The 19,120-nt window shown below is 66.7% G+C and carries 15 protein-coding genes; 7 read left to right on the forward strand and 8 right to left on the reverse strand.

Annotation, left to right across the window (positions count from 1 at the left end):
- The first annotated feature begins 19 nt into the window (after positions 1–19).
- The 4 genes from FOZ70_RS04040 (at position 20) to FOZ70_RS04055 (ending at position 5,521) form a co-directional block, all read left to right on the forward strand.
- On the forward strand, positions 20–805 hold the full coding sequence (locus FOZ70_RS04040; protein WP_059496512.1) for an enoyl-CoA hydratase/isomerase family protein: 786 nt from the start codon (positions 20–22) through the stop codon (positions 803–805).
- A gap of 36 nt (positions 806–841) precedes the next feature.
- A complete protein-coding gene (locus FOZ70_RS04045; RefSeq protein WP_048025458.1) occupies positions 842–2,839 on the forward strand; it encodes an acetyl/propionyl/methylcrotonyl-CoA carboxylase subunit alpha in 1,998 nt (665 codons plus the stop codon).
- 321 nt (positions 2,840–3,160) lie between these two features.
- Positions 3,161–3,364 carry a hypothetical protein gene (locus FOZ70_RS04050; RefSeq protein ID WP_021163021.1) on the forward strand — a complete coding sequence of 68 codons (204 nt, stop codon included), beginning with the start codon at positions 3,161–3,163 and terminating at the stop codon, positions 3,362–3,364.
- Between the two features lie 42 nt (positions 3,365–3,406).
- Positions 3,407–5,521, forward strand: coding sequence for a phospholipase C, phosphocholine-specific (locus FOZ70_RS04055; protein ID WP_219704993.1), 2,115 nt, complete (start codon positions 3,407–3,409; stop codon positions 5,519–5,521).
- Positions 5,522–5,621: 100 nt separating this feature from the next.
- Here the strand turns inward: FOZ70_RS04055 and FOZ70_RS04060 are convergent, their stop codons facing one another.
- Positions 5,622–6,320, reverse strand: coding sequence for a methyltransferase domain-containing protein (locus FOZ70_RS04060; RefSeq protein WP_021163023.1), 699 nt, complete (start codon positions 6,318–6,320; stop codon positions 5,622–5,624).
- 314 nt (positions 6,321–6,634) lie between these two features.
- Here FOZ70_RS04060 and FOZ70_RS04065 point away from each other — a divergent pair, with 314 nt between their 5' ends.
- From FOZ70_RS04065 to FOZ70_RS04075, 3 genes are all read left to right on the forward strand, one after another.
- Positions 6,635–7,777 carry a DUF2827 domain-containing protein gene (locus tag FOZ70_RS04065; protein ID WP_060277981.1) on the forward strand — a complete coding sequence of 381 codons (1,143 nt, stop codon included), beginning with the start codon at positions 6,635–6,637 and terminating at the stop codon, positions 7,775–7,777.
- A 785-nt stretch (positions 7,778–8,562) separates the two neighbouring features.
- Complete coding sequence (locus tag FOZ70_RS04070) at positions 8,563–9,366, forward strand: EAL domain-containing protein (RefSeq protein WP_027790583.1); 804 nt, start codon at positions 8,563–8,565, stop codon at positions 9,364–9,366.
- A 93-nt stretch (positions 9,367–9,459) separates the two neighbouring features.
- The gene (locus FOZ70_RS04075; RefSeq protein WP_219704994.1) at positions 9,460–9,876 is read left to right on the forward strand and encodes a hypothetical protein; all 417 of its coding nucleotides are present in this window, start codon (positions 9,460–9,462) and stop codon (positions 9,874–9,876) included.
- Between the two features lie 116 nt (positions 9,877–9,992).
- Here FOZ70_RS04075 and FOZ70_RS04080 read toward each other — a convergent pair whose 3' ends face one another.
- The 7 genes from FOZ70_RS04080 to FOZ70_RS04110 all read right to left on the reverse strand — a co-directional run.
- Complete coding sequence (locus FOZ70_RS04080) at positions 9,993–11,960, reverse strand: FkbM family methyltransferase (RefSeq protein WP_219704995.1); 1,968 nt, start codon at positions 11,958–11,960, stop codon at positions 9,993–9,995.
- Positions 11,961–11,983: 23 nt separating this feature from the next.
- On the reverse strand, positions 11,984–13,120 hold the full coding sequence (locus FOZ70_RS04085; RefSeq protein WP_219704996.1) for a DUF2827 family protein: 1,137 nt from the start codon (positions 13,118–13,120) through the stop codon (positions 11,984–11,986).
- 30 nt (positions 13,121–13,150) lie between these two features.
- Positions 13,151–13,618: a DUF4019 domain-containing protein gene (locus FOZ70_RS04090; protein ID WP_021163030.1), complete on the reverse strand. Its 468-nt coding sequence runs from the start codon at positions 13,616–13,618 to the stop codon at positions 13,151–13,153.
- Positions 13,619–13,644: 26 nt separating this feature from the next.
- Entirely contained in the window at positions 13,645–14,799 is a 1,155-nt protein-coding gene (locus FOZ70_RS04095) for a DUF2827 domain-containing protein (RefSeq protein WP_048025464.1), read from the reverse strand.
- 14 nt (positions 14,800–14,813) lie between these two features.
- Positions 14,814–15,959, reverse strand: coding sequence for a DUF2827 domain-containing protein (locus tag FOZ70_RS04100; protein WP_048025465.1), 1,146 nt, complete (start codon positions 15,957–15,959; stop codon positions 14,814–14,816).
- Positions 15,960–16,362: 403 nt separating this feature from the next.
- Entirely contained in the window at positions 16,363–17,031 is a 669-nt protein-coding gene (locus FOZ70_RS04105; protein WP_021164373.1) for an OmpA family protein, read from the reverse strand.
- 124 nt (positions 17,032–17,155) lie between these two features.
- Positions 17,156–19,120, reverse strand: a 1,965-nt coding sequence (locus FOZ70_RS04110; protein WP_219704997.1) for a YadA-like family protein, incomplete at its 5' end; no start/stop codon positions are given.

The raw sequence follows: 19,120 nt of genomic DNA on the forward strand, positions 1-19,120 counted from the left end.
CGGCCGGGAGGGCTGACCGATGCGATACGAAACGATCAAGGTAAGCGAAGCCGGCCGCGTGGCGACCGTCACGCTCGCGCGCCCCGACGTGCGCAACGCGTTCAACGAGACGACGATCGCCGAGCTGACCACCGCGTTCGAATGGCTCGACGCGCATGAAGGCGTGCGCGCGATCGTGCTCGCCGCGGAAGGCGCCGCGTTCTGCGCGGGCGCGGACCTGAACTGGATGAAGAAGATGGCCGGTTACTCGGACGACGAGAACCGCGCCGATGCGCGCAAGCTCGCGCGCATGCTCGAGGCGATCCATCGCTGCGGCAAGCCGGTGATCGCCCGCGTGCACGGCGATGCCTACGCGGGCGGCGTGGGCCTGGTGGCCGCTGCCGACATCGCGATTGCCGCCGACGGCGTGAAGTTCTGCCTGTCGGAAGCGCGGCTCGGGCTGATCCCCGCGACGATCGCGCCGTACGTGGTGCGCGCGATGGGCGAGCGCGCGGCGCGCCGTTACTTCACGACGGCCGAGGTGTTCGACAGCACGCGCGCGGCGTCGCTCGGCTTCATTCACGAAGCGGTACCGGCCGATGCGCTCGACGAAACCGTCGCGAAGCTGGCCGCGACGCTCGTCGCGAACGGCCCCGACGCGGTGCGCGCATGCAAGCGGCTCGTTGCCGACGTGGCCGGCCGCGCGCTCGACGCGGCGCTGATTGAGCAGACCGCCGACTGGATCGCGCGAACCCGGGCCGGCGCGGAAGCGCGCGAAGGGATCGCGTCCTTTCTCGAGAAACGCACGCCTTCGTGGCGTGAATGACGGCGTGCCCCTAACTTTCCGGACGACACCGAAGCCATGTTCGACAAGATTCTGATCGCCAACCGCGGCGAAATCGCGTGCCGCGTCGCCGCGACGTGCAAACGTCTCGGGATCGCGAGCGTCGCCGTCTATTCCGACGCGGACGCGAACGCGAAACACGTGGCCGCGTGCGACGAAGCCGTGCACATCGGCGGCTCGGCCGCCGCGGACAGCTACCTGCGCATCGAGCGCATCATCGAAGCCGCGCGCGCAACCGGCGCGCAGGCGATCCATCCCGGCTACGGATTCCTGTCGGAGAACGAAGATTTTGCGCATGCGTGCGAAGCGGCCGGCATCGTCTTCATCGGGCCGCCGGTCGACGCGATCGCGGCGATGGGCTCGAAGGCCGCCGCGAAGGCGCTGATGCACGCGGCCGCCGTGCCGCTCGTGCCCGGTTATCACGGCGACGACCAGGATGCGGCCAACCTGCATCGCGAAGCCGACGCGATCGGCTACCCGGTGCTGTTGAAGGCGAGCGCGGGCGGCGGCGGCAAGGGGATGCGCGTGGTCGAGCGCTCCGACGATTTCCCCGCGGCGCTCGCGTCGTGCCAGCGCGAAGCCGCGAGCAGCTTCGGCAACGACCGCGTGCTGATCGAGAAATACCTGACGCGCCCGCGTCACGTCGAGGTGCAGGTGTTCGGCGACACGCACGGCAATACCGTGTACCTGTTCGACCGCGACTGCTCGGTGCAGCGCCGTCACCAGAAGGTGCTCGAGGAAGCGCCGGCGCCGGGCCTGCACGACGACGTGCGCCAGGCGATGGGCGAAGCGGCCGTCGCGGCCGCGCGCGCGGTCGGTTATGTCGGCGCGGGCACCGTCGAATTCATCATGACGGGCGACGCGTTCTACTTCATGGAAATGAACACGCGCCTGCAGGTCGAGCATCCGGTCACCGAGATGGTCACCGGGCTCGATCTCGTCGAATGGCAACTGCGTGTCGCATCCGGCGAGCCGCTGCCGCTGCAGCAGGACGAACTGCGCGTGCAGGGTCACGCGCTCGAGGCGCGCCTTTATGCGGAGAACCCGGCGCGCGGTTTCCTGCCGTCCACGGGCACGCTGAAGCACCTGCGGCTGCCGGCCGGCGTCGAGTTCGCGATCGGCGCATCGGTGCGCGTCGACAGCGGCGTGCGCGAAGGCGATGCGATCACGCCGTTCTACGATCCGATGATCGCGAAGCTGATCGTCCACGGCGCGGACCGCGCGGAAGCACTGGGCCTGATGCTGCGCGCGCTGCGTGCATGCGAAGTGGTCGGCCTGCACACGAATGCCGCGTTCCTGCAGCGGATCGTCGCGTGCGAGCCGTTCGCGACGGCCGATCTCGACACGGGCCTGATCGAGCGCAATCACGATGCGCTGTTCGCGCCGCAAGAGCCGCCGCGCGCGATGCTCGCGCTCGCATGCGCGGCGCTGCTCGCGCGCGAACGCGGCGCGGCCGCGCAGGGTTCGTCGCCGTGGGGCGCGCTGCCGGACTGGCGGCTGAACGGCGGCTATCGCCGCACGCTCGACTGGCATGCGGCCGAGCGCGAAGCGGACGTGACGGTCACGTACGAGGACGACGGCGCTGTCGCGCGCCTCGCGACCGGCGGCGCGGCCGCGCAACCGTTCACGTGGACGCGTGGCGCCACGCCGCTCGATTTCGACGTGACGCTCGGCGGCGTACGCAGCAGCGGCCGCGTGTATGCGGACGGCGACACCTTCCACGTGTTCTCGCAAGGCGCGGCCGAGACGTTCGAATGGCGCAACCTGCTCGCGCATGCGGGTGATGCGGAGCAGGGCGGCGGCCGCCTGACCGCGCCGATGCCCGGCAAGGTGATCGCGGTGCTGGTCGAGCCGGGCCAGAAGGTCGAGGCGGGCACGCCGCTGATCGTGATGGAAGCGATGAAGATGGAGCACACGATCGGCGCGCCGAGCGCGGGCGTCGTCGCGGAAGTGCTGTACGGCGTCGGCGACCAGGTTTCGGATGGCGCGCAGTTGCTGATGATGGCGGAAGGCTGAGCGGCGCCGGTTTCGCGATATGCGGGCCGGCCGCCGCGGCTGCCGGCCCGTAATACAGGCGTCGTGGTGCGTTGCTCGACCGACACCGCGACAGGTTCGCTTCGATCGCTTCGGCAAAAACGAAGCAATGCGAATCTTTCGATTGCATTACGTCAACCTCTCGTAATCCTCTCCGCCGCGACATGCGCGCCCCTTGCGTGCACGCGGCGCGCCTCCTTGCACGACACCGTCGTGTAACACGTGATAATTAGCATCTCGCCGTCGACACGACCGGTGCGCACCCGCGCCTGTGTCGAGTCATCACATCCACGGAGAGACGTTATGCGAAAGTCGGCCCTACGGCCTTTCGCGGTCGTTGGCCTGATCGCGCTGACCGCACTCCTCGGTGCCTGCAACGACGACCTGACCGCACCCGCCGCACCTGTGGCGCAGCAGAAGGCCGCATGCGGCGGCGGCGTGGTCGCCACCGCGCAGATGCACTGCCCGCCCGGTTTCACCGCGCCTGCCTCCTCGCCCGCTTCCTGATCCCGGCTGTTTCCACCAGAAATCCAATCAAGAGCAACCAGCATGGCCACCCATTCGCGACGCGATTTTCTGAAGTTCTCCGCCGGCCTCGCCGGCGCGACCGCCGCCACCGCACTGCTTCCCGAATCGATCCGCAAGGCGCTGGCGATCGAGCCGAATACCGTGACGGGCACGATCCAGGATGTGCAGCACATCGTCGTGTTCATGCAGGAAAACCGCTCGTTCGACCACTACCTCGGTCACCTGAGCGGCGTGCGCGGCTACAACGACCGCTTCCCGGTCACGCTGCCGAACGGCAAGCCGGTGTGGTTCCAGCCGCGGCAGGAGGACAAGACGAGCGTGATCGCGCCGTTCCGCTACGACACGACCAACCCGGGCGTTAACGCGCAGTGCATCGGCGGCCTGCCGCATACGTGGGCGACGACGCACGGCGCGATCGACAACGGCCGTGCCGACCAGTGGGCGGTGCAGAAGTCCAACATGACGATGGGCTACCACGTCCGCGACGACATCCCGTTCCATTACGCGCTCGCGGATGCGTTCACCGTGTGCGACAACTACTTCTGCTCGATCCCGGGCAACACGCACCCGAACCGCATGTACCTGATGACGGGCATGGTCGACCCGCTCGGCACGGGCGGCGGCCCGCTGCTCGACAACACCGACTACATCGACAACCAGTTCGACAAGATCCAGTTGCCGCCCTTCAGCTGGACGACTTATCCGGAGCGCCTCGAGAAAGCGGGCATCTCGTGGCAGGTCTACCAGCAGGGCACCGGGTTCGACAACTTCACCGGCAACTACGGCACGAACATGCTCGCGTGCTTCAACAACTTCGTGAATGCGCCGGCCGGTTCGTCGCTGCAGACGCGCGGGATGAGCACGCGCCCGATCACGCAGCTGAAGGCCGACGTGCAGGCGAACGCGCTGCCGCAGGTATCGTGGCTGCTGCCGCCCGCCGCGTATTCGGAGCATCCGAAGTTCACACCGCTTTACGGCGCGTATTACCTGTCGACCATTCTCGATGCGCTGACGTCGAATCCGGACGTGTGGAGCAAGACCGTCCTGCTCGTCATGTACGACGAGAACGACGGCTTCTTCGATCACGTCGTGCCGCCGTCGGCACCGACGCTGCCGGGTTCCGGCATGAGCACCGTGGACGTGTCGCTCGAGCGGCACAACGTCGTGACCTCGACGCAGACGGGTACGTACACGGCCGACAACCTGCCATACGGCCTCGGCCCGCGCGTGCCGATGTTCGTGGTTTCGCCGTGGTCGAAGGGCGGCTTCGTGTGCTCGCAGGTCTTCGATCACACATCGGTGCTGCAATTCATCGAGAAGCGCTTCGGCGTGATGGAAACGAACATCTCGCCGTGGCGCCGCGCGATCTGCGGCGACCTGACGTCGGCGCTCGACTTCTCGAAATCGGATGCGACGCTGCCGACCCTGCCGAGCACGCAGGCGTATGTCGCGCAGGCGGACCTGCAATGTTCGCGCGCGTCGTCGCAGACCGCACCGGCCAGCACCGCGCAGCAGGTCGTGACGGCACAGGAGCCCGGCACGCGGCCGGCGCGTGCGCTGCCGTACGAATTGCACGTGACCGGCCAGCTCCAGGCGCAAGGCTATGCGCTGACGTTCGCGAACACCGGCACGCAGGGCGCGCATTTCTGGGTCTATACGGGCGACCCCACCGCGATGCCGCGCCGCTACACGGTCGAGGCGGGCAAGCAGCTGACCGACACGTGGGCGCTCGATGCGAACGGCAACTACCTGGTGAGCGTGTGGGGGCCGAACGGCTATTTCCGGCGCTTCGCCGGATCGGCCGCCGCGGATGCCGGCGCGAAGCCTGAAATCACGCCGTGTTACGACACGGCCAACGGCGACGTGTACGTGACGATCGCCAACGCGGGCACCGGCACGCTCACGGTCACGGCGACCGATGTCGCGTACGGCGGCGCACCGCGCACGTTGACGGTTCCGGCCGGGCAGCGCGTCGAAGCGCACTGGGATCTGTCGTGCAGCAGCCACTGGTACGACCTGCAGTTCGCGGTGGCCGGGAACGCCGGCTGGATGCGCCGCATCGCGGGGCACGTCGAAACCGGCAAGGCCAGCATCACCGACCCGGCCGCCGTGGCGCCGACGATCTCGGCGATCTGACGGCAATCCATGCGTGCCGGCTCCGAGCCGGCACGCGACGAGCGCATGTCAGAAACGAAAAAGGCGCCGCACGGCGCCTTTTTCAGTCGGGTACACGAAATCAGATCGGGCGAAAAACTGCGTATTGATCGCCGTCGAGTTTTTCCAGGTACCGGGAATCATGGAGCGTCAGGTTGACCGGCTGGAGCAATTTCTCGTCGGCGGCCTCGCGTTCGTTGCTGGCGCGCGTATTGAACAGGCTCGACGCATTGGCGGAGTTCACGAGAGAATCGAGGCGCGGTGCGTTCCAGTCGAGGTGCCCCCTGAGCAGGTAGAAGTGCATGATCCCGCATTGCTGATGGGCCCAGAAGTCATGCCACATGAATGAATCGGGCCGCCACACGGAGTTGTGGCTCTCGAAGTACGATGCGCTGCTCATCGGCATGCACTCGGGGGTCGAGATGATGATGTATCGCGATCGATAGTTGAGAAACTCCAGTAGATCGCGACCGTGGGAGTGGCGCATGTGCTCGATGACATCGCCCAGGATGATCGTGTCGTACGAGTCGCCGGACCGTTCGTACAGCGTGTCGCTGACGCCGGAAATGATGTCGTCGTAGCCGTTCTCGATCAGGAACGGATGGGTCTCCTCGTCACATTCCAGCGCCGTGATACGGCAATCCGGCACGACCTTCCTGAGCAGGCGCCCGTATTTCCCGCCCCCGGCCCCGATATCCAGAATCTTGCCCGGGTTGATCGACTTGACCAGATACTGCGTGAGTTGATCGAAGGTTGGCCACGAATACCCGATCTGCTCCACTTTGACCTCCCGTCAACGCTGGTTTGTAAAATTGATCGTAGCGATGTCGCAGTGTTGCTGCGAAGCCGTTTTCTGCCCACCCTGGATGCCGATACCGCCCGGCAACCCGGTGGCGCGGCGGGTCGCACGAGTATCGCACAACCGTCTCGCGGATCTGCGTGTGCCGGCCGGGCGCTGACCATCCCTGACAGTATGCGGCGGGCACTCCGCTAGAATGCCGGGTGGCCGGCGGCGTGCGCCGCTTGACGCGGGCGGCGCTTCGCGCGCTACACTGCATCCATTCCATCCCCATCCAACTTCCCATCCCGCCGACGATGACATCCCCTGTCCTGAACGGCCTGCGCATCGGTATCACGATCGGACTGCGTGCCCCTGACGAAAGCATGTGGATCAACGGCATCAAGCAGAACGCGCTGTTTCTTGCGAAGCTGCTGATGGCGTCGCCGCATGGCTACCGCGTGACGCTGGTCAACACCACCGACGTACCGCTCACCGATGCCTTGCCGTGGGATCGCAGCGTGTACGACACGCGCGCATTCGCCGAGATGAAGGATGCGCTCGACGTGTTGATCGAGCTCGGCGGGCAGATCGACGGCGAGCAGACGGCCTACCTGAAGGCGCGCGGCGCGAAACTCGTCAGTTACTGCTGCGGCGTCGAGTACGTCAACGCGATGGAATCGATTCTGTTCGGCCGCCGGCTGTGGGATTCGCTGTTCATCAATCGCGGCTACGACGAGGTGTGGGCGATTCCGCAGATCGCGCCGTCGTCGCTGCCGTTCCTGCAGTCGCTGCGCCGCTGCCCCGGGCGTGTCGTGCCGTTCGTGTGGGACCCGATGTTCCTGAGCGCGCGCGCGCAGTCGCTGCCGGAGCGCGGCGAATACCGGCCGCGCAGCGAGCCGGGCAAGCGGCTGACGGTGATGGAGCCGAACCACGACGTCGTGAAGTTCTGCGTGTATCCGATGCTGATCATCGACGAAGCGTATCGCCGCGATCCGGATGCGATCTGCTTCACGCACGTGACGAACGCCGATCGCCTCGCGCACGACAGCCCCGAGTTCGTGATGCTGATGAACTACCTGGACATCGTGCGCGCGGGCAAGGCGAGTTTCGTCGGGCGCTTCGATACGCCGCTGTTCCTGGCCGACCTGACCGATATCGTCGTGTCGCACCAATGGTCGAACCCGCTCAACTATTTCTATTTCGACGTGTGCTGGCAGGGCTATCCGCTCGTGCACAACGCGAGCCTCGCGCCCGAACTCGGCTACTACTATCCGGACAACGACGTGCAGCAGGGCGCCGATGCGCTGTTGCGCGCGCTGCATACGCACGATGACGACTGGGAAGCGTACACGCGGCGCCAGCGGGACATCCTGAGCCGCTATACGTCGGCGAATCCCGCGCTCATCGCCGAATACGACGCCCTGCTCGCGAACTTGGTCGGCGCATCGGCCGCATAAGGCCCGGTTTTTCTCGCGGCGCACACGTTGCGCCGCGGCCCGCCATCGGGATTGTCCCGCCCTAATGTCTGACGAAATAATGCCGTTAAAAAAGAAACCGCCGAACCCGATCGGTTCGACGGTTTTTGAAGGCACGAATTTGACGGCTCCGAGGGAAGTCCGTCGGAAATCATTTTATAGGTTAACAAGTATTCAAGATTGTTAAAAATGGTTTGATCGATAATCGTCATATGATTTAAATTGATATTATCGATTAACGGTGGCTTGATTCAGGTTGGAAATTTAATAATCCGTTTGAAACGGGAAAATTGAGCGCTGCGATGATCGAATGACGTGCGGCAGCCGATTTGCGGCGACGCGCAAGCCGGGCCGCCAGCCTTCACGGCGAGTCCGGCAGCGGGCGAGGGCGCTGCCTCGCGGGCCGGTATTGATCTGATTAATTGAAGATTTTCGAATTTGCGAGGCATGCGGATTACGCGGGAATTGATTCGGACAAGAATGTTTAGGTGCATGGAATAAACAATATCCGAATCGTGTTTATGTAATTTGCGTTAGTGTGACCTGTCGCACAATCGGTGTTGCGCATGCGTGGTGTATTCCAGTAACTGAATATCGTTGAAAATATCGAATTTGACGGCGCGCCGAAGCGAAAAGTACGCTCCCCGGAAAAGATCGACATAACAGGATGGGCCGGGTAGGCGGCGGAGCACGTCATGATCGGTTTGCTCCGCATGTTTGTTGAGGTCGAGCCGCGATCGGCGGCTCGCCATTTGCCGGAGCGCCGGATGAATGCGGTCGAAGCTCGCCAGGAGGCGAATCGGGAAGCGAATCGTGACGAAATCGATCTCGTGTTCGGCGCCCCCGACGATCATCCCGACCTCGCGTCGGTACGCAGTTTCGTGGAGAGCCGGCTCGCGTTCGCGCAAGAGCCCGTGTGCCGGGCCGACCTGTCGGGCGGTGTGCTGTACCAGGAATGCCTGGCGCGATTGCGGTGGGGCGAGCGCGATGCGCTGCCGCCGGTCGCGTTCCTGCCGCGCCTCGAGGCGCTCGGGCTGATGCGATGGTTCGACCGGCTCGTGGTCGGCCGGACGATCGACGCGCTGCGCGCCGATCCGGCTGCCGTCTACGGCTGCAATGTGGCGGCGGCGAGCGCGGTCGTCGACGATGCGTGGCTGGCCATCTTCAGGCGGCTCGAGCGCGAGCCGTCGGTCGCGGCGCGGCTGGTGGTCGAGATCACGGAGACGGGGCCGCTGAATCCCGTCGCGGGTCGTTCGTTCGTGAACCGCTTCCGGCAGACCGGATGCCGCATCGCGATCGACGATTTCGGGGTGGGTTTCAGCGCGTTGAACAACCTGGTGGTCGGCAATCCCGACATCGTGAAGCTCGACCGGTCGATCCTGTCGATGATCAAGCGCAACGCGATCGGCCGCTACCAGTTCCGCAGGCTGATCGCGTTCGCGCATGAAGGTGCGCGGCACGTCGTCGTCGAAGGCGTGGAGAGCGAGATCGACCGGCAGATCATCGTGGATGCCGGCGTCGCCTGGGCGCAGGGCATCCGTTTTTCATGGCGGTCGCCGGCCGCCGCGTGACGGCGCGGAAACAGGCGGGGTGGCGTGCACGACGCACGCCGGTGTCGGGCGTGGCCGGCGCGTGGCCGGGACGAATCGCAAAGGGGCATGGGCATGGCGGGGACGAAGGCCGGAAGCGGAACGGGCACGCAGGCAGCCGGTGCGCGCGAACTCGTCGCGATCGCCGAGCTGGCCGACATGCTGTGGCAGCTGGGCGCCGAATCGACCGAAGTGCCGATCGACGTCGGGCCGTATCTCGACGGACTGAAAACCATTGCGCGCCGCATCCAGCGGATGACGCCGCTCGACGCCGGCGGCCGCGAACTGGCCGCGCGGCACTATTACGCGGGTGTCATCGCGGGCGCGTGCGGCGACGATTCGGCGATCGCGCGTGGTGTGTCCGACAGCCTCGTCAAGTTATCCGGCGGCATCAGCCGGCCGGCGGCGCGTTGCTTTGCCGTGCTCGCGCGAACGGGCCGGCGGCATGGCCGTGTGTTCGCCGCGCAGAGTGGCGACCGGGTGCTGGTCTAGCGCCTGTTCACGCCGGTCGCCGGCGCCGGCGCCGGCGCGGCGCGATGCGATGCGATGCGCGCGGCCCGTGTCGATCTCATCTTTTCGTGTAGCGGCCCGATCGCGCGCCATACCGGTCAATCCTTCCCGAATCCGCCGAGCACGAACGCCATCGCGCGGTCGACCGCGTCGTCCCATCGGCCGACGTGCGCGGCGCGCACGATCCGGACGCCCGGATAGAGAGCGGTGCGCGAGCCGGTTTCCCAGCGCGCGTCGGCTTTCGGGCTGAGCAGCAGCACGGCCGGCACGCCGAGCGCGCCGGCGAGGTGCACATGCGCGGTGCAGGTGGTCACCACGGCGTCGAGCGCGAGCATCAGTGCCGCCAGGTCGCTGAAATCGCCGATCGCGTGATGCGGGAAGGTCACCGGCAGGTCCGATTGCTCGGACTGCGCGGACAGGTCGCGGTTGATGCAGTACGCGGCGTGACCGTGCAGCCGCGTCAGCGGCGCGAGGTCGCGCAGGCTGGCCGCGCGATGGAAGCGCGCGTCGCTGTCGTCGCGCCCGCGCCAGTTGAGCCCGATGCGGCGCGTGCCGGCGGCATGACCGTCGCGCGACACGCGCTCGCGCCACGCGGCCGCCTGCCCGGGCGGGCAGGACAGGTACGCGCCCGCCGATCCTTTGGGTGCCGGCGCGTAGCCGAACTGCGCGGCGAGCACCAGGAACGAACACCAGTAATCGTGTGCGATCTGCGACGTGTCGATCCACGCGCCGTGCGCGCCGATGCATTCGATGTGCGGGAACGTGTGACGCATCAGGCCCGTCAGCGCGTCCGGAACGACGACGGTCACGCTCGTGCAGCCGAGCGTGTCGAGCGCATGCAGGTAGCGCGCGTACTGGAGCTGATCGCCGACACCGCCGTAGCTGAGCACCAGCAGCCGCTTGCCCTGCAGCGGCTGGCCCTGGTAGAGCCGCTCCGTCGGCAGCCCGAACTGCGCGGCCGTCAGGATGTTTTCGCTCGCGATGGTGGCGCGGGCCGCTTCGTCGCGCCGGCCGGCACGCAGCAGCAGCATCGAACGCATCAGCTCGAGGCGGCCGCGCGTCGCGTCGGGCAACGCGTCCGCGTCGCTGAAGCGTTCGAGCGCCGCGAGCCCGGCGTCGGGTGCCCCGGCAAAGCCGTAGCACGACGCGAGTTGCAGCGCGATCGCATCGTCGTCGAGCCCGCGGCCGCGCGCGCGTTGCCAGCGATCGATCGCGTGCCCCCACTCGCAGCGCGACTCATGGTCGAGTGCGCGGTTCCAGTGCGTTTCAGGCGCGTCGGTGTCGACGGCTGCGTCGGGGGGCGCATCGACGTCGGCCGGCGACGCGACGGCGATCGGCTCGATCGAGATGACCAGCCGCTGCCTGTCCCAGCGCGCGTTGGGCACGCAAAGCAGGTTCAGCGGGTCCATCCGGTAGAACGTGTAGTCGAGGCCGGCAAAGGTGGCGATGATCGGCGCCTCGCCGACTTTCCAGTATTCGACCCAGCACCAGGGCAGGTGCGTCTCGATCAGGCGGCGCGCGCCGCGCAGCGCGTCGATCTCCATGCCTTCGACGTCGAGCTTCAGGAAATCCAGCCGCGACAGGCCGAGCGCGTCGAGCCTGACGACCGGTGTCGGCGTACCGCCTTCCGCGTGCGCGCCGACGAGCGACACCTGGCCGAAGTCGGCATCCTGTCCGTAGTCGACGTCGGGCACCTTCATCGTGCCGTTGGCGCCCGCAAGCCCCATGTTCAGCAGATGGACGTTGTCGAGCTGGTTGAGCGCGACGGTGCCGCCGAGCGCATGGAACAGCGTGCGCTGCGGCTCGAACGCGTACACGCGGCCGCCGCGCGCACGCAACCGGTGGGCGATCGGCACGCACACGAGCCCCGCATTCGCGCCGCCGTCCACGGCGATCGCATCGTCCGGCAACTGGTCGATCACCTTCAGGATCGTGTCGAGCTCATCCTGGATGTGCGGCCGCCCGGTCTTGATCAATGCTTCGGCCTGGTACGCGCAGTGCCGGTTGATGACGAACGGACCGTGAATCGAATCGATCACGACGAAATTGCGGACGGTCTGATTCATGGGCGGGAGCAGGGGAAGTAAGGTCAGCCGAGTGCGCGGCCGGCGAACAACTGCTGGATCTGTGCGGAATACGCGTGGACGTTGTGCGCGGCGAGTGTGTCGACCTGATGCAGGCAGCGGCGTGCCGCGGCCGCGTATTCGTCGAGCCGTGCGTCGTGCGTCTGCGCGGCGGTCGCGATCGCACGCGCCGCATCGAAGATCTCGAAGTCCGGATAGTAATAACCGACGTCGCGCAGGAACGGCGAGTTGTGCACGAGCGGGTAGTTGCCGTACAGCGCGTCGTACAGCAGGTAGTTGAGGCCGTTTTCCCAGTGGTGGGACACGACGATGTCGGTGTGATGCGCGGCCCACGCGACGAACGGCGCGCGCACGTCGGCGGTCGCCTTGCCGTCGCGCACCATCTCGAGCCCGAGCGCGAGATGCTTGAAGGCGACGTTTTCCTTCTTGTCGAACGTGTTGGTCATGTACACGTGCTCGACGAGCTCCGGATGCTCGACGTAACACGCGTTGGCGGCGAGCATCGGCACGATCGAGCTTTTCACGACGTTCAGGTTCGGTTCGAAGAATGCGATGCGTTTCGCGGGGCCGTGGTTCCGATAACCGAAGCGCGCCTTCAGTTCAGGATCGGCGTCGAGGCTGCGCTCGATGAAATACGGCGACCAGATGTGCGGCAGCTCGATCACCGGCGCGCGGTACACGGCCTTGAAATACGCGGCGCACGTATGCATGTGCTGCGGGTTGGTCCAGATCTCGTCGAACTGCACGCGGTGCGGGTTCGGCCGCCACTGGTTCTTCTCGAAGTTGATCGTCTCGACCGCGATCACGTAGTCGTTGCCGAAGCGGTACGACACGCACTTGCCGCCGCGCCGGCGCACGGCGTCGGTGTGCGTCGAGTCGACGAATGCGTTCATCTCGATCAGCAGGTCGGTCTGGTGGACGACGGCGGACAGCGGCCGCAGCGCGTCGCCGAACGCGTCCATCATCAGCGCCTGCGGATACTCGGTCACGCCTTCGTCGTGCGCGAGCCAGACCTCGCCGATCAGCGGCGACTGCTTCAGCAGCATGTACAGGTACACGCAGTGCTGGTTCGCGCCGTTGTACCAGATCGACTGCGTCGCGTCGCGCTGCACGTTCATCGTTATCGCGACATTGAGTTTCATGACGGCTCCGTGGTGCGGGCGTTGCGCGGGTTACGGCGTATAGTTTTGCGACGAGCGCGGCACATAGCCGGTCAGGCGCCAGTGGCCGTCATCCTCGCGGCGAAAACTCAGCTTCTCGAACATGGTCGCGCCGCTCGTCAGCGTGGTCGCGTAATCGACGTTCGCGTAGAGCCCGTCGGGTGTCGTCGACGCGTTGGTGTAGCGGATGCGCGTGATCTGCGCCCAGCCGCGATGACGGACCGCGCCGACCGACTGGCGCGCACGCTGCATGTCCGACGCGAACTGGTCCTGCTTGATGCGTGCCTTCACGAACGCGGCGGCATCGGTCCACACGTCGTTGTACTGGCCGGCGTCGAGCTGCTTGAACACGGCGTCCGAGTCGCGGAGCAGCGCGTCGGCCGATTCGCCGTCGGCTTGCGCATGCGCGCCGATCGCGATCGATGCAACGGCGCAGCCGATCAGCCATTTGGCGCGGGTGAGGGTCGTGCGTGCGGTCATGTCGGAGTCCGGAAAAGGGCGGCGCGTCACGCGTCGCGATAGAGGGTGGCGATCGCGTCCGTATAGGCGGCGACGTTCTCGGGGTTGTAGATGCTCACGGAGCTGAGCACGTGCTTCGACTGCTCGCGGTACGCTTCCAGGTTCGCGTCGTGCTCGGCGAACGCCTTCAGCAACGCGCGGCCGCCGGCCTGGCAGTCGAAGTCCGGATAGAAATACCCGGCCTTGCCGAGGAACGGCGAGTTGTGGATCAGCGGGTAGTCGCCGTACAACAGTTCGTAGTACAGGTAGTTCTGCGCGTTTTCCCACGTGTGCGACACGACCGCGTCGCCGAACGCGGCCATGAACTCGTACACCGCGTAGCGGCTCTCGAACGTCGTGATCCCGTGGTTCACGATGTCGAGGCTTTTCGCGAAATGGACGAACGTCGCATGTTCCTTCAGGTGCAGCGTGTTGCACACGCGCACGAACTCGAGGAAATCGGGCTTCGCGCGATACGCTTCCTCGGCCACCAGCATCGGGATGACGCTCGTCTTCACCATGCAAATGTTCGGCTCGAACATCGTCACGCGCCAGCGCGGCTTGCCGGGTTCATAGCCGAACGACAGCCCGGCACCGAGTGTCGCGCGCGCCTTGTCGAACAGCATCGGGTGCCAGATGTGCGGAACGATCGTGACGGGCGCGCGCAGGCCCGTCTGGTAATAGTGCAGGCACGAGCGCTCGAATTCGGGAATCGTCCACACGGCATCGTACGGCGCGCCCGAGAACAGGAAACCCGACGGCTTGTTGAACATCGCGCGTTCGATGTCGATCACGTAGTCGTTGCCGACCCGCATCGTGACGACCTTGCCGCCGCGCTCGCGGAACGCGCGCAGGTAATCCGCGCCGAACTGCGCGCTCATTTCGATCAGCACGTCGCAGCGCTGCAGTGCTTCATCCATCGACAGGAGCGGCACGTCCCATTCGCCGAGCATCATCTGCGGATCGGCGACCTGTTCGCCGCCGTTCACCATCACGGCTTCCGCGACGAGCGGCGACTGGCGCAGCAGCAGGATCAGCAGCAGGCAGTTCTGGAAGATGCCGTTTTCCCACAGCGACTGGCCGGCGCCGCGCACGAACAGCGACACGCCGACGACGAGACGCTTGCCCTCGCCGGGCGCTTGACGGGCATTGGAGTCCGACATGCGTATTCTCCGGTTCAGGCGACCAGACGCGAAACGAACGCGTCGAGGTTCGCGGGGTTGTCGATCGAGACCGACTGCAGCAGCCGGCCGGCCTTCGCGCGGTAGTCGTCGAGGCGTTCGTCGTGATGCAGCCACGCGTCGAGCAGCGCGCGGCCGCCCGCGGCGGAATCGAAGTCCGGGTAGTAATAACCGGCGTCGCCGATCAGCGTCGAGTTGTGGATCAGCGGATAACCGCCGTACAGCACGTCGTAATACAGATAGTTCTGCCCGTTTTCCCAGTGGTGCGACACGACCGCATCCGCGTGACGCGCCATGAAGCCCGGCAGGTCGAGGCGCGGCTCGAAGGTCGCCTTGTGCTGGCGCACGAGATCGAGGCTGTTCGCGAAGTGCACGAAGGTCGGATGCTCCTTCATGTGCAACGAGTTCACGACGAACATGTGCTGAACCGCGTCCGGACGCGCACGGTAGAACGCGTCGCACGCGAGCATCGGATAGTGGCAGGACTTGGCGACCGAGATGTTCGGCTCGAGCATCGCGAGGTACCACGGGCGGCGGCCGGGCCGATAGCCGAACGTCGCGCCTTCCGCGGCGAGCGCGGCGATGCGCCGATCGAGGAAGTACGGCGACCAGATGTGCGGCATCAGGTGGACGGGCGCGCGCAGGATGGTCCGCAGCATCGGCGCCGCGGTCTTGTCGTATTGCGGCAGCAACCAGACCTCGTCGAACGGCGCGCCGTTGAAGACGTGTCCCGACGGTTTCCCGAAGATCGGGGTTTCGCACAGGCCGGCATACACGTGCCCGCAGAAGAACGCGGCGATTTTCTTGCCGAGCGCCTTCATGTGCCGGAGCCACTCCACCGGCAGCTGCGCGCCCATTTCGATCACGACGTCGAGTTCGTGCGTGACGTCGGAGGGTTTCACGAGCGGGATGTCGAGGCCGTCGAGTTCGAGGCCGGCCGGCAGCGCGTTGGCGTCGCCGCCGTTCAGGAAGTAGACCGGGCCGACGCGATCCGAGCGCTTGAGCATCATCGCGAGGAACGCGATGTTCTGGTGGATGCCGTTTTCCCAGATCGCCTGGCCGTCGCGCGCAAACAGCGAGATGCCGACCGCCGGCCGTTGCTTGCGGGTGCCGCCCGAGGCGGCTTCATTGATGTCCGTCACCGGTTGGTTTCCTCTGCGGCGTCGTGCGTCCGGGCATCGCGTCGAGCGTCTGGCCTGGAAGCGGCGCGCCGTGGATTGTCATGGTTGCATTTGCGCCGGTGCGCCGCGGCGGGCGAATCGGGCGACCTGGTTCGCGAGGGCGGCAGCCGGTTTCCGGCGTGTCATCGGGCACGCCTGGCACGGCGCGTGATTCGGACAGGTTGCCCCGGCGACTGTCTGCGGCGATTGTGGCACGGAAACCGCCGTTTTTGGCGGGACGTGACGAACTTTGACATAGCCGCCGGCCCATGCGAGCCGGGCGCCGGCGAAGCGGCGCCTGGCTCGTCCGGCAGGGGGGCGGGTGCGGGCCGGCGCGGCACTGACGGCCGGCCGGATCGGGGCGCCGCGCGCGGCGGCGGCCCGCTCAGTGCTGCAGGCGGATTTCGACGCGGCGGTTGCTGGCGCGGCCTTCGGGCGTCGCGTTCGACGCGACCGGGTCGGCCTTGCCGCGCCCCGAGACCGTCAGCGAATCGGTCTTCAGGCCGTGTGCCTTCAGGTATGCCGCGACGGATTCGGCGCGGCGCTTCGACAGCGCGAGATTGTAGTCGTCGCTGCCCACCGAATCCGTAAAGCCGGTGACGCTCACCTGCGAGTACGTGTGGTCGGCGCGCTCGCTCAGCAAACGGTCGAGCGATTCGCGCGCGGTCGGGGCGAGCGTCGCGTGGTCGGTGGCGAACAGCGCGTCGCCCGATAGGTTGACCTGTTCGACGACGGCAGCCGCCGGCGCCGGCGTGGCTGCCGGGGCCGCTTCGGCCGGTGCCGCGCCGCACTGGAAGATCAGCGTGGCCGGATCGGATTTGTCGCGCAGCGCGCGGGCAGAGTCGACAGCGCGCACGGGCTCTTCGCCGCAGATCTTGCGGGCGGCCTTCATGCAGGTCTCCGGGCCCGACAGCAGGCCGTGGCAGTCCACCTGGAAGGTGCGCACGCCGTCGCGCGGCTGCAGTTCGGAGGCGCTGAAGGTCGGGCCGGATGCGGTCGAGCACGCGGCGAGGGCCGTTGCGGAAAGCGCGAGCGCAAGAGCGAGTTTGTTCACGGTTACATCCTCAAAACTTGGGTTGACTGAAGCCCGCCCCGGGTTGCGCGGCGGGCTCGTCCGGCCGTCGGGGCCGCCGCGGGCCGTCCGGCTGGCGAGCCGGGCGGCCTGGCGGCGCGACGCGTTACTTCCACTGGTACAGCATGCCGGCGCCGATCACCTTCTGACCGCCGCTGAAGCCGCCGTTGATCGACGCCTTCAGGTTCTCCGTGATGCGCGCCTGCATGTTGACCGCCATCGCCTTCTGGCCGAGGAAGGTCGACGTACCCACGCCCATCCCGAAGTTGGCATCGCGATCGAGCTGCGGGATCGATGCCATCGCGCCGACGGCCGCGATACCCTGCTTCGCCATCTGGTCGGTCTGCTGCAGTTGCGAACCCAGCGAGTTGATCTGCGCCTGCTGGCCCGACAGTGCCGTCGACAGCGTCGTCTGCACTTGCGTCAGCTGGTTCACGTTCACCGCGTCGGTGCCTTGCGTACCCGGCGCGACGTTCGTGATCTGGCGCTGCTGCGTGTCGCTGCCGACCGACACCACGTTCGAGCGACCGCCGTCGTTCGAATTCGCGCCGATCGCCACCGAGTTCGAGCCGGCGGTGACGGTCGGGACGTCGGTGCCCTTGCCGTTCATGTCGGCCGCGATGCCGTTGTTGTTGGCGGCGCGCGTCGTGTTGTTGTTGATCGTCGTCGACAGCGAGTTCAACGTGTTGTTGATGTTGTTCACGCCGGTCGACAGCGAGGCCACGTTGCTGTTCGTCGTGCTCAGGCCGGTGGACAGCGAACCGATGCCCGTCGAGGTCGACGTCGACAGCGAGTTGACGTTGCTGTTCGTCGTGCTCAGGCCGGTCGACAGCGAGTTGATCGCGGTCGAGGTCGACGTGGACAGCGAGGCCACGTTGCTGTTCGTCGTGCTCAGGCCCGTCGACAGCGAGTTGATGCCGGTCGACAGCGATGCGACGTTCGATGCGGTGGACGTCGACAGCGCGTTGACCGCGTTGTTCGTCGCGTTGAGCTGGCTGCCGTTGATCGCGTCCGTGCTGCTGGCCGAGATCCGGCCCGCGGCGACGTTCGTGATCTGGCGTTCCGCACCCGGTGCGCCGACGCTCACCACGCCGACCGGCGAGCTGCCCGCGAAGAAGTACGTGACGCCGCCGATCGTGGCGCTGGAGGTACCGACGGCCGGGGCCGTGACCGAATTCGCGCCGAGTGCGATCGAGTTGGCGACGTTCGCGGTGGCGTTCGAACCCAGGGCGAGCGCGTCGGCGGCGCTGGCCGTGGCGCTCGAGCCGTAGGCCTGTGCACCGACGGCGCTGGCCGTCGACTGGTTGCCCAGCGCGATCGTGTTGTCCGCGGTGGCCTGGTTCGAGCTGCCGAGGGCGAGCGCGCTGGCACCGGTTGCGGTGTTCGCGTTGCCGAGCGCCACTGCGCCGTTGCCGGTCGCCGTGTCGTTCGCGCCCAGTGCGACCGCGCCGGTACCCGTCGCGATGCTCGGGTCGCCGATCGCGACCGCGCCGTCGCCGGTGGCCGTGTTGCCGGAGCCGATCGACACGGCCTTGCCGCCCGTGGCCGATGCGTTCTGGCCGATCGCGACCGCGCCTGCCGACTGCGCGTTCGAACCGTCGCCGACTGCCACGCTGCTCGCGCCTGCCGCGCTGGCGTTCACGCCGGCGGCGAGGGCGTTGGTGCCGGTGGCGCCCGTGTTGTCGTAGTTGGCCTGCTGCGTGCCGTTGTCGTTGACGCTGTAGTAGTGCGTCTTCGCGGCGTTGATCGCGGTCGAGGTCGAAGTCGACAGCGAGGCCACGTTGCTGTTCGTGCTGCTCAGGCCGGTGGACAGCGAGCCGATACCGGTCGACGTCGACGTGGACAGCGACAGGATCGTGCTGTCCGTGCTGCTCAGGCCGGTGGACAACGAGCTGATGCCGGTCGAGGTCGACGTGGACAGTGACGTGATCGAGCTGGTGGCCGAGGAGAGGCCGGTCGACGTGGAGGTCGACAGCGAGCTGATCGAGCTGTTCGTGCTGCTCAGGCCGGTGGACAGGGAGCCGATCGAGCTGGTGGCCGACGAGAGGCCCGTCGAGGTCGAAGTCGACAG

Origin of the sequence: Burkholderia sp. COPS (assembly GCF_019425585.1) — a bacterium.
Classification (GTDB): domain Bacteria; phylum Pseudomonadota; class Gammaproteobacteria; order Burkholderiales; family Burkholderiaceae; genus Burkholderia; species Burkholderia cepacia.